Raw genomic sequence first — 9,274 nt, 5'->3', positions numbered from 1 at the left:
TTTCTATGAGATACGGCGCTTCACAGCGGCGGTTGTTCAGGGTCAGCGACCGAGGATTTCCCCGATCGGTTTGGGGCCAGACCAGCCGGGGCCGTTGCGCGGGGCAGCAGACCTCTGACCGGACGCAGGCGCCGGGATGTTCGGGCGCGGGGTCATCGGGGCCTGCTGGCCGCCGAACTCCGCTTGGATTTCTGCTCGAAGCTTGGCGCGCTCTTGCTCTCGCCACGCGTTCGGATCGTCACCGATCTCAGCCGAGAGTTTCTCGCGCTGGTACTGCTGGTAGGCTTGGCCCCAGGGGTGCCGCTGCTGGATGGCCCACGCCTCGATGTCAGGGCGGGTGGCCAGCCATTCCTTGACGGCTTCGAACTCCTGTTCACCGTGCTTGTCGATGAAGCGTCCTTCGGACATGTCCAGGCGGATGACCGTCTGTTGATGCTGGAAGAACTCCATCGGATCGTTGAACTGCTGCGGCGCGGGCTGCTCCGAACGCTGGGCCAGTTCTTCGGCTCGGCGCTCAGCCGCCTTGGCGCGCTGTTCAACCTCCTTCAGGCGTTTGCGATACCAGAAGGGGTGGTTCTGCTCCTCGTTGGGAGCCTCCGGGTTGACCGCCGGGGCCGGTTCATTCGCCGGGCCCGCAAGGGCCGGGGCTTGCTCCTGTGGAGCAGGAGACGACTGGCCTTCCAGAATGTCGCTGAGGCCAGTCGCCGCCGTCTCGGCCTCTAGGGCCGGCTGGTTCGTATCCGTCATGGGTATATTTGCTGCACTGTCTCTCGACGTTCAGCCCTGCTCGTCCTTACCGGGACGGTCGGATCAGGCCACTACTGGCTCGATGGCGTATGCCGGGATCGCCGGCTGGCTGCGGGCGGCGACTTCCTCGCCCTGGGCCATGTTCTTGAACGCCTCCGACCGGATCTTCTCGACCTCGGCGGCGGCGCGCTGCTGCACGGCCTCGGCTTGCGCCTGTTGCGCTTGCTGGGCCTGCGGGTTGGGCTGGGCCATCTCGTCCAGCGCGTCGATGATCTCGCGCTTCTGCTGGGACGTGAGGGCCGGGTTGACCTTGATGGCGATCTTGGCGAAGGCCGGGGGCATTTGGGCCAGTTGCGGCAGGCTCTGCATGAAGGCCTGGTACATCTCGCCCTGCATGGCGATGACGTGCGGCGCGTCGGCCACGATCACGTCCACGTCCATCTCAGCGACGGGGTTGTCCACGAAGGGCTGGCCGTATTCATCGTACTGGACGGCGTTCAGGCCCACCGCTTGCGGCGCCAGTTCGTCGTCCGTGACCCTGATCCACCGTTCGGCGGTCCAGAGCTGCTGCATCATGTTCGCCAGCATCTGGAACACGCGCTGGTCGAAGCGGCGCAGGGTGTCCAGAAGGTCGCCCATCTCGATCATGCCGCCCGCCTGCTGCGCCTCGATGGCGCGGCCCGACTGGTCTTCCGTCCCCTTGCCCATCATGGCCATGTTGGGACCGGCCTGCTGGATGTAGCTCATGGCGTCGTTCAGCAGCGCGGCTTGACCCGCCGCCATCTGAATGCCGTCCACGACCTCGAACCGGGCGCCCGGCATGACCTCGACGTAGAAGTCGGGGCGGGCCAACTCCTTGCGGGCCTTCTGCACGTCGTCCACCGCGCCGTGATCCGCGATGACGCCCCGGCTCACCGACTGGTGCAGCGCCTTCGATCGACGCTTGTTCACCTCGTCCTGCGGGTCCACCAGATGGCGAACCTCGCCGTAGCGGTTGTTGTCCCGGTCCACGTGCGCGGATTCCAGGATGATCGGGCAATAGGACTGGCCCTGCTTGTCCACGTAGGGCGACGGACCCGAGGCCAGCTCACCTGCCTGGGTGTAGTCGCACCAGTGCCAGCCGTCCGCCTCTCGATACCACATGGAGACGACGCGGACGCGCTTGCGCTTGCTGTCGGCCCAGACGGTCCACTTGGGCTTGTCGTCGTAGGTTTCGCTCTTGCTGAAGCTGGCCAGCGTGGTTTCGAGGATGCTGCGGGCCTCCTCGCCGTATTTGGCGATCCCCTCGTCCAGATCGGTCCAGCGCACCTGCCCGATATAGCGGGCGTCGGAATAGTCCTCCTGCGCGCAATGCGGGTCGTAGACGATCCGATCCCAAGGGATGACGTTCATCTTCAGGGCGTAGTCGATGTCGTCCTGCTCTGCGTAGAGCTCGACGCCGCCATAACCCTCGATGACGATGTTCTTCCAGACCTTCGTCCGCTTGGCGTGAAAGTCGGCTGTGTCGGCGGCAAAGCGCAGACCCGAGGTGAAGGCGTCGGCCGCCGGCTGGTCGGGCTGGTTGCGGTAGTAGGCTCTCGGGTCGCGGCGCTGCTGCTTCTCGATGCCGAGCAGGTATTCCACGCGGGACTTGATGACGTTGAAGGCGATGACCGGCTGGCCGCGAGCCTCAAGGGCGGCGCGCTCGTCGGCGGTCCACTGCTTGTTGTCGTAGTAGTCGCGGTCGCGCTCGGCCAACGCCCTGGCCTTGTGGGTCGCCTCCTCGGCCTCTTCGAACCAGCCGATCAACCGGGCAAGATGGGCGTCGTCCTTCACGCTGTCTTCCATGATGGTGCGGCCTCCCTCTCACGGTCCCAGCGATCTCGCGTCTTCGGCGGCGGGGGCGGCGCGGGCTTTCCAGCGCGGCGCAAAGCCTCCAGCGCGTAGCGCAGGGCGTCGATGGTGTGGTTGTCTTTGTCTTCCAGGAGCGGAAGGACCTCGCCGGTCAGCGGGTCGGTCTTGTAGGAATAGCGGAGCAGTTCAGCACCGACCGTCGCCTCGCAGCGCGGGTGAACCACGATGTCGAAGCTCTTCAGAAACTCGATGCCATCTTCCAGCGACCCCGGCCCCTTGATGGCCGAGATGATCTTGAATCCGTGGCGCCGCATGTAGCTGACCATTTCCGGTCGGCTGCTGTCAGCGGTGATAGTCCAGCGCGTGGCCTGGGGAATGCCGGTCCAGCGCGCCTTCTGCGCCTCGCTCAGCGCCCTCAGGGCCTGCGCATTCCGTCGGTTCAGGTCGTCGCCCTCTGTCCCACCGAAGAGGAACGGCACGAAGTCGGTCTCTACGCCCGCCTCGCTGACGCATTGGTCGATGTAGAGCGTCCGTCCGTCGAGGAAGGCGCGCACCAGAACCGAGGGGTCGGAGCCAAAGCCCCAGTCCGCCCCGAAGCGGAACACGGCGTCGGCCGGCGTTTCGAAAGCCTCGACGCGCCAGTTTCGGAAGACGCGGGCTTCAGAGCTGGTCTTGTATCCGCCCAGCCAGACGTGCGTGTATTTCTCCGGGTCGCGGGCCTTGTCCCACTCCATCTCGGACTTGAGCGGCTCACCGAACCACGGGTTCTCGGTGTAGTTGACCTCGCGAACGATGGAACCAGGCGGCGGCGTTCCGCCCCGGAACATCACATCGACCGGATCGGTGTCGTTCTCCGGGTTCCAGTCCCACCAGATTTCAGAGCCCGGCGCCCGAATGGTCGGCGTCAGGATCTTGATGCTGTTCTGACTGACCGTCCGCGCCTCGTTGACATAGGCGATGGTGACGCCCTCAGTGGACTTCACGCTGTCGATGTTGGTCCGCAAGCCGGTGAAGTCCACTGAGGTCCCGTTGCGACCCCTGATCTCGTATTGCAGCGAGTGATAGAAGCCGTCGCCGTTGGTCGGACCAAACCCCATCTGCGGGATCAGATCATCCAGCAGCGCCTTGACCGAGCCCTCGATGCTCTTCTGTATCTCCCGCGCACACAGGATGCGCTCCGGCTTGAGGAAGCCCCGAACCAGCAGCCCCCGACCGAAGCCGTGCGACTTGGCCGATCCGCGCCCGCCGTGCAACGCCCTGTGGCGAACCGGAAAGCCATCATCGGCTATAGGCGAGAAAAGCGGATACTCCAGGCATGCCGGAAGCTCAGCGCGGATTTTCACTCGGGCTCGACCTCGCCCGGCCTGACGAACCGCAACAGCACCTCAGCCTGGGTCTTGATCGGAGCATCGGTCTCATCGCCGCCCGTCAGCGCAACCTTGTCGCCGTATTTCTTCGGAGCCAGTTTGGACGCCGCCCATTTCCGGGCATCGACGCGAAGCCTATTCCGAGAAACCGCGATGGCGTCGAGACAGGGCTCGTCGGCAATATCAAGGATTTCCTCGAACAGCGTGTCGGCCTGGCAATCCCTTGCGTGCGCGTATTGCCGCCGAAACTCTGCGTTCCAATCCTCATCCCCAGCTAGCCACCGGCGCACCGTGGTCTCAGAGGGCATGAAGTCGTCGCGCTCGGCTCCGGTGATCGACCGCAGGCTTTCGCCCTTGGACAGTCGCTCGCAAATCTCGTTGGCGATCTCAGGGGTGAAGTCGCTAGGCCGTCCCATAGTCATTGCCGCCTTGTCTCGGCGTTTCGATCCGAACGGCCGGTCGTTCGTCGCCCATGGTGGCGATCAGGCTGACGGCGCCGCTGCCCGAAAGGGTGAAGCTGGCCTTCTTGCCTGAGACTGTGGGGGTGGTTGCTGTGGCGCCGTCGCTTGATACGGTGACGGCCTGGATCTCATCGGGGAAAACCACCTCGACTGCTTGGGTCGTGGCGACGTCCGCGATGGCTGCATTCTTACGCGTGTCGTAGCTGCCGCCGTAGACCGACAGGCCGCCGCGACGAAGGACGGTGATCCGCATGGGTCATGCCCTCCTGAGGTAGTCGAGTGTTACGGCCTTCCCGGCTATCACGTGGCTCTCACCACCCGCGCCCCGGTTGCTTTTCGCTGTAAGGTCCGTCGTGTTTGCCCTGCTGCGCACTCTGGCCAGACCAGGGAAGGAACGGCGCGGATGAAGATCAGAGGGCGCCGAAGCGGCCTACGAAATCGCTGTTCTCGTTGACTGCGCGACGGATGCGATCGACAGCCTCTCTCAAGGCGCCAAGCTCGCCCATAGGCTCCGGGACCGCCTCGCCGCATTGGCCGCTGGTCGCATAGCCGCCAGCCAGACGTCCATACGTGGCGGCGAAGCTCTCGTTGGTGTTCTCGATAATGCGGGCGACGTCGTGAATCTCTCTGGTGACATCAGCAACAGCGCCGAGCGGGGCGGGCGAACAGGCTTCGGTGATGGTGGCGCGCATGAGGAATATCCTTGGGGTGTCGAGCTTTCTCAGGGCTCAACTCAACCTGTCAGGCTATACGGGCCTGATGCACGGATATCGCCCCAAGCGCGCACTGCGGCTCGGGTTCAGATGCTGAGGCTGCGTGTCCGCTGCGGCTGGGGCGAAGGGATCGCTCACATCTGACCCGTTGCGCGCCCTTGGCGCCGCTATCGTTCAGATGGGAGCGTTTGTGATGCCCGCTCGGGCGAAGCTGAATTGGAAAAGGCCCCGCCGAAGCAGAGCCTTACCGTGGCCGCGCGAAGCGACCTTGGCTTTTGTCCCACCTTATCGCGTACGCGTCAACCCCTTGTGAGAACAAAAGCGGAAACCCGCTAGATTATGCGGCGCGGGCCTCCTGCCGCTGCTTCACCAGGGCGACAGCGTTCTGCCTGACCCACATCAGGCTCTCGCAGGCGACGATCACCCTCTCCCCCTGCCGCTGCGGCGTGGTCGCGGTCGTCACGCGCTTCACCACGTCCCGCCAGCGAGTGATCAGCGCCTCATCGGGCCGCAACAGTTCGAACAGCAGCCGCGCCTCCCATGGGCGAAGGCTGGCCTCGACCACTTCCAACGTGCGGCTGGCCTCGATCATGCGCTGGGTGACGTTCTGGCCTGGCGCCCCCTCGCATGATGCGCGGATGAAGTCGGGCCGGCGCTCCTGCGTGTTCTCGCCTGAGGCGTCGCGGATCAGCTCCTCCAGCCAGTTCACCGCAGATCGGGCCTCGGCGTGCGCGTCATCCTTCAGCAGCAGAGCGAAGCAGTCGAGGCGGCGGGCGGACAGCAGGCGCTTGGTGCGCGGCTCAAGGTTCAGGGCGACGCCCTCCTGCACCGACAGGCGCTCTACCTCCTGCCGGTTCTCCTCGCGTTCGCGACGGTGGCGGGCGGCGTCCTGCGGATCGGTCGGCTTCTTACGCTTGGCCATGTGCTGCCCCCTCGTTCAGGATGGAGTCGATGCCCTCAACCCACCCCAGAATGTCATAGTCGCTCCAGCCAATAGCGTCCCTCATTCCTGTGGTGGGGCACCTCACCGCCATCAGGACGGCGCGGGCGATCATTTCGGATCTGGTTCCGGTCGGCTCAAGGCCCCATTGCGCCTCGCCCTCGTTTACAGCCCTAGCCGCCCGCTCAAGCATCGTGGTCATCACACTCTCCCCTTGGCTACGCGGGCGATCCGCGCATCGTCGTCTGTGATCGCCGTGGCCAGCTTGCGAGCATGGCGATAGGCGTGTGTTGCGGCCTTGGCCTCCGACATGATCGGCTCGGCTTCGACCTGATCCCGGTAGGTCTTCAGGTGGCCGGCGATGATCAGGGCGCGGGTGTCGATCAGGTCCTCGCGGGTCATGCGTGCCTCGCCATCAATGCGCGGGCCTCGGCGCTGATGCCGGTTTCGTCCACGCGGGCCTGGGGGCTGGGGCGGATCTTGGCGCGGATGTCGCGGAAGGTGTCCTTTTCCGCCATCTTCAGGCGGAAGTCGGCCAGCATGGCTTTCACCGCCTCGGGCGAGGGGCGTTCCCGTTCTGGCTCTGGCTTTGCTGGCTCTTGTTGCGACGCAACCGGCCTAGACGCGGTTTGGGCTCGGTGATGCGCCCTGGCCCAGACGTTCTCATTCGGCACCGTCAGCGCCAGCTCGCGCAGCTTGCCCGGTTTGGCCATGAACTCGGCTTCGGGCGACCGCACCCAGGCCGCCATGCCAGCCTCGACCGCATACGGGGTCAGGCCGCGCAGGGCGTCATAGTAGTCGGCCCACCATGCTGCCCACTGGCCATCATTGCGCTGGGGCTGCGGGAACAGGGCGAACCGGGCGCCGATGATCTGGCGGATTTGGTCCTCGGTCGCCGGGGTCAAAGCCGCCTCCCTCAGCGCTGGCATGGCCTGTTCAGCCTCGGCCCGCAGGATGTCCGAGCGCCGGATCGTCTCAATCGACTGGTGATCCGAACGCTCTACGAGCAGCCACGATTTCAGAGGCGCGCTCAGATCCGGTCCAAGCTGCGGCGAGGTTGTCTTGCTGTGCGGTGTGGCGGTCAGGGCGTTCATTTCGGGGCCTCTGAGGGGTGACGGGGCGGATTGTGGGGGCTTCGTCTTCCCACCCGGCGGCGTTGAGCCAGGTGGCGGGGTGCGGGATGAACTGAGGATCGTCCCAGCCGGGCAGCGCCCGCTCGATCCCGGCGAGGATCACGGCCAGCGGGTCGTCCTCGGTGATCCGGCGCATGGCCCTGGCGAAGGCCTTGACCGCAGCATCCTTGGATTTCTTGCGGGGATAGGCCGACCAGAACACCGCAAATCCTGCGGCCAAATCCGGTCCCTTACGCGCGGGGGTAGTTATATCTCTGGGTGTGGGGGTGGGTTGTTGGGGGGTCTGGGGGGAAGAAGGGAGGGGGAGCGGGTTTGCGTCACATGCGTCACCGTGTGACGTTTCGTGACGGTCTGTGACGGTCTGTGACGCGTTCCGTTCGCGCCAGCGCCGGGTGCGCTCTGCTGCCTTGGTGGTCGGCACAACCGAGCCCATCGCCTCTTCGTGCAGACGGGCGGCCGTCATAGCAGCCTCCAGCGGAAGGCCGGCGTCCAGCAACTGTTGAAGGAAGGCGATGGCGCTCATGTCAGGCGCTCAGCCGCGCTTCCGACACCCGCGTGCGAGCCTCGAGGATCAGCACCTCAAGGTGCTTCGATGTGGCGTCGATGCGTGCTGAGAGCATCAAATCAACCGGCGGCTCCTTCATGTTCCTGAAGTGCGCCAGGGTCAGGCTTACCTCGGCGTCGATCAGGTCCTGGGTCGGAATCAGTTCCTCGATCTTGCGCACGCCGTGCAGAATGGTTGTGTGATCTCGTCCGCCGAGCATCCGGCCGATGGCCGGGAAGCTCATGTGCGGACACAACTCGCGGATCGCATACATGGCGATTTGGCGGGGTCGGACGACATCGCGGTTCCGGCGAACGGACAGGAGCTGGGCGAATGTCATGTTGTGGCGCTTGGCCACGAACTCGGCCACGGAGCGGGCTGAAATCCTCACGCCGCCGCCCTCGCCGCATCCCAATCAGACGGTGCGGGCTGGCGGGGTTTCACGTTCAGGTCGATGCGCTCGATCTTGTTGACGCGGCCGACGACCCACCCGGCCGTACCCAGGCCTTTGCGGCCAACGTAGGCAGCGGCGGAATGACCGGCGCAATAGGGCTTGCCCTCGGAGGCAACCGGGTTGCAGCAGGCGAGAAGGTTGGGCTTTTCAGACAAGGGCCAGCGGCACGAACCACTCGGCGCGTCCATATAGGGTCGCGCGTGGGGGCTATCGACGCCGCAACCCTCATTGACACGGGTCTCGACGCTCTTGCCGGCCTTGTAGGCGGTGTTGATCGCCTTCTCGGTCGCGGCCTTGTCGAGAATGTTGACCGGGCCAAACACCAGCCCGGGACGCTGCTGACGCGGTGGCTTCGGAGGCTTGACCGTGCTCTTGGCTTTTGGCCGTGACATGGCGTTGAGCGTGCTGGCGCGAACCTGATTGACGTAGCGGACTTCGGGATCGCGCTGGGGGGCGCCGATACGCTGAAGGCGGCCGATGATGCCGCTGCGGGTGCGGATGACGCCGATGGCGGCGAAAGACTTGACGATCTCGGCGGCGGATCGGCCCGCGGCCCATTCGGTCAGGATCAGGGTGTCGTGGGCTGGCACCCAAGGTGTGGGGGCGGGCATGGTCATTCCGGGCTCCTGGCTCTGAGTGGGACGCCCCAGCCCGTCAGCGTCGCGGCTACGTCATCGACGGAGCGGCAGACGGCGTAGGGAATGCCGAGGCGGTCACAGGTGGATTGAAATTCGGCCTGGTTGGCGTTGATGCGGCCGGTCGCGGTCTTCAGCTCGATGAAGGCGGCGCGCAGGTCAGGCAGGACAACGGCGAGGTCAGCGACCCCAGCCTTGACGCCCATGGCCTTGAGCTTGGCGGCTTCCTTCACGTTGCGGAATCCACCGTTGGCCGGGTGGTAGAAGACGAGGTTGGGCGCTGCGATCTTGAGGAAGCGCACGACCAGCTTTTGCAAGGCGTCCTCGGTCATGCGATCACCCGGCCGTCACGCACAGTCACGTCGGCGCCGGGCTGCACAGGCTGGTCGGATGCGGCCGTTAGGAGCGTGGTCCCGATCTTAAACGTGATCGTGTATCCACCGCCCG

14 protein-coding genes are annotated in these 9,274 nt (G+C 65.2%); all 14 read right to left on the bottom strand.

Going from position 1 to position 9,274, the window contains the following annotated elements:
- Positions 1 to 42 precede the first annotated feature (42 nt).
- Positions 43 to 747, bottom strand: coding sequence for a hypothetical protein (locus tag HNP51_RS17225; protein WP_184273394.1), 705 nt, complete (start codon positions 745 to 747; stop codon positions 43 to 45).
- Between the two features lie 63 nt (positions 748 to 810).
- Positions 811 to 2,574 carry a hypothetical protein gene (locus HNP51_RS17220; protein ID WP_184273396.1) on the bottom strand — a complete coding sequence of 588 codons (1,764 nt, stop codon included), beginning with the start codon at positions 2,572 to 2,574 and terminating at the stop codon, positions 811 to 813.
- The gene (locus tag HNP51_RS17215; protein WP_184273397.1) at positions 2,559 to 3,923 is read right to left on the bottom strand and encodes a PBSX family phage terminase large subunit; all 1,365 of its coding nucleotides are present in this window, start codon (positions 3,921 to 3,923) and stop codon (positions 2,559 to 2,561) included. Before HNP51_RS17215 ends, HNP51_RS17220 begins: the two co-directional genes overlap by 16 nt.
- A complete protein-coding gene (locus HNP51_RS17210) occupies positions 3,920 to 4,363 on the bottom strand; it encodes a hypothetical protein (protein ID WP_409360261.1) in 444 nt (147 codons plus the stop codon). Before HNP51_RS17210 ends, HNP51_RS17215 begins: the two co-directional genes overlap by 4 nt.
- Complete coding sequence (locus HNP51_RS17205; protein ID WP_184273401.1) at positions 4,350 to 4,661, bottom strand: hypothetical protein; 312 nt, start codon at positions 4,659 to 4,661, stop codon at positions 4,350 to 4,352. Before HNP51_RS17205 ends, HNP51_RS17210 begins: the two co-directional genes overlap by 14 nt.
- Before the next feature lie 157 nt (positions 4,662 to 4,818).
- The gene (locus tag HNP51_RS17200) at positions 4,819 to 5,100 is read right to left on the bottom strand and encodes a hypothetical protein (RefSeq protein ID WP_184273403.1); all 282 of its coding nucleotides are present in this window, start codon (positions 5,098 to 5,100) and stop codon (positions 4,819 to 4,821) included.
- Between the two features lie 358 nt (positions 5,101 to 5,458).
- Positions 5,459 to 6,043 carry a hypothetical protein gene (locus tag HNP51_RS17195; RefSeq protein WP_184273405.1) on the bottom strand — a complete coding sequence of 195 codons (585 nt, stop codon included), beginning with the start codon at positions 6,041 to 6,043 and terminating at the stop codon, positions 5,459 to 5,461.
- Positions 6,030 to 6,263: a hypothetical protein gene (locus HNP51_RS17190; RefSeq protein WP_184273407.1), complete on the bottom strand. Its 234-nt coding sequence runs from the start codon at positions 6,261 to 6,263 to the stop codon at positions 6,030 to 6,032. The genes HNP51_RS17195 and HNP51_RS17190 overlap by 14 nt, the downstream gene beginning before the upstream one ends.
- On the bottom strand, positions 6,263 to 6,463 hold the full coding sequence (locus tag HNP51_RS17185; protein ID WP_184273409.1) for a hypothetical protein: 201 nt from the start codon (positions 6,461 to 6,463) through the stop codon (positions 6,263 to 6,265). Before HNP51_RS17185 ends, HNP51_RS17190 begins: the two co-directional genes overlap by 1 nt.
- Positions 6,460 to 7,155 (bottom strand): hypothetical protein, encoded by a 696-nt coding sequence (locus tag HNP51_RS17180; protein ID WP_184273412.1) that lies wholly within the window; start codon positions 7,153 to 7,155, stop codon positions 6,460 to 6,462. Before HNP51_RS17180 ends, HNP51_RS17185 begins: the two co-directional genes overlap by 4 nt.
- A complete protein-coding gene (locus HNP51_RS17175) occupies positions 7,037 to 7,717 on the bottom strand; it encodes a hypothetical protein (RefSeq protein ID WP_184273415.1) in 681 nt (226 codons plus the stop codon). Before HNP51_RS17175 ends, HNP51_RS17180 begins: the two co-directional genes overlap by 119 nt.
- 1 nt (position 7,718) lies before the next feature.
- Entirely contained in the window at positions 7,719 to 8,108 is a 390-nt protein-coding gene (locus tag HNP51_RS17170) for a helix-turn-helix domain-containing protein (RefSeq protein WP_311769971.1), read from the bottom strand.
- Positions 8,109 to 8,125: 17 nt separating this feature from the next.
- Positions 8,126 to 8,809, bottom strand: coding sequence for a GcrA family cell cycle regulator (locus HNP51_RS17165; protein WP_184273418.1), 684 nt, complete (start codon positions 8,807 to 8,809; stop codon positions 8,126 to 8,128).
- The gene (locus tag HNP51_RS17160; RefSeq protein WP_184273421.1) at positions 8,806 to 9,159 is read right to left on the bottom strand and encodes a VRR-NUC domain-containing protein; all 354 of its coding nucleotides are present in this window, start codon (positions 9,157 to 9,159) and stop codon (positions 8,806 to 8,808) included. Before HNP51_RS17160 ends, HNP51_RS17165 begins: the two co-directional genes overlap by 4 nt.
- Positions 9,160 to 9,274: the final 115 nt, after the last annotated feature.

This window comes from Brevundimonas bullata (genome assembly GCF_014207965.1).
Lineage (GTDB): Bacteria > Pseudomonadota > Alphaproteobacteria > Caulobacterales > Caulobacteraceae > Brevundimonas > Brevundimonas bullata_A.
The sequence above is the reverse complement of the archived record's forward strand: the minus strand, read 5'-3'. Positions and strand labels throughout refer to the sequence as shown.

Bases quoted from the DNA above. Each gene is read 5' to 3' on its own strand.
- HNP51_RS17165 (WP_184273418.1), bottom strand. From the start codon at position 8,809: ATGACCATGCCCGCCCCCACACCTTGGGTGCCAGCCCACGACACCCTG.
- HNP51_RS17205 (WP_184273401.1), bottom strand. From the start codon at position 4,661: ATGCGGATCACCGTCCTTCGTCGCGGCGGCCTGTCGGTCTACGGCGGC.
- HNP51_RS17195 (WP_184273405.1), bottom strand. From the start codon at position 6,043: ATGGCCAAGCGTAAGAAGCCGACCGATCCGCAGGACGCCGCCCGCCAC.
- HNP51_RS17190 (WP_184273407.1), bottom strand. From the start codon at position 6,263: ATGACCACGATGCTTGAGCGGGCGGCTAGGGCTGTAAACGAGGGCGAG.
- HNP51_RS17225 (WP_184273394.1), bottom strand. From the start codon at position 747: ATGACGGATACGAACCAGCCGGCCCTAGAGGCCGAGACGGCGGCGACT.
- HNP51_RS17200 (WP_184273403.1), bottom strand. From the start codon at position 5,100: ATGCGCGCCACCATCACCGAAGCCTGTTCGCCCGCCCCGCTCGGCGCT.
- HNP51_RS17175 (WP_184273415.1), bottom strand. From the start codon at position 7,717: ATGAGCGCCATCGCCTTCCTTCAACAGTTGCTGGACGCCGGCCTTCCG.
- HNP51_RS17220 (WP_184273396.1), bottom strand. From the start codon at position 2,574: ATGGAAGACAGCGTGAAGGACGACGCCCATCTTGCCCGGTTGATCGGC.
- HNP51_RS17160 (WP_184273421.1), bottom strand. From the start codon at position 9,159: ATGACCGAGGACGCCTTGCAAAAGCTGGTCGTGCGCTTCCTCAAGATC.
- HNP51_RS17180 (WP_184273412.1), bottom strand. From the start codon at position 7,155: ATGAACGCCCTGACCGCCACACCGCACAGCAAGACAACCTCGCCGCAG.
- HNP51_RS17185 (WP_184273409.1), bottom strand. From the start codon at position 6,463: ATGACCCGCGAGGACCTGATCGACACCCGCGCCCTGATCATCGCCGGC.
- HNP51_RS17210 (WP_409360261.1), bottom strand. From the start codon at position 4,363: ATGGGACGGCCTAGCGACTTCACCCCTGAGATCGCCAACGAGATTTGC.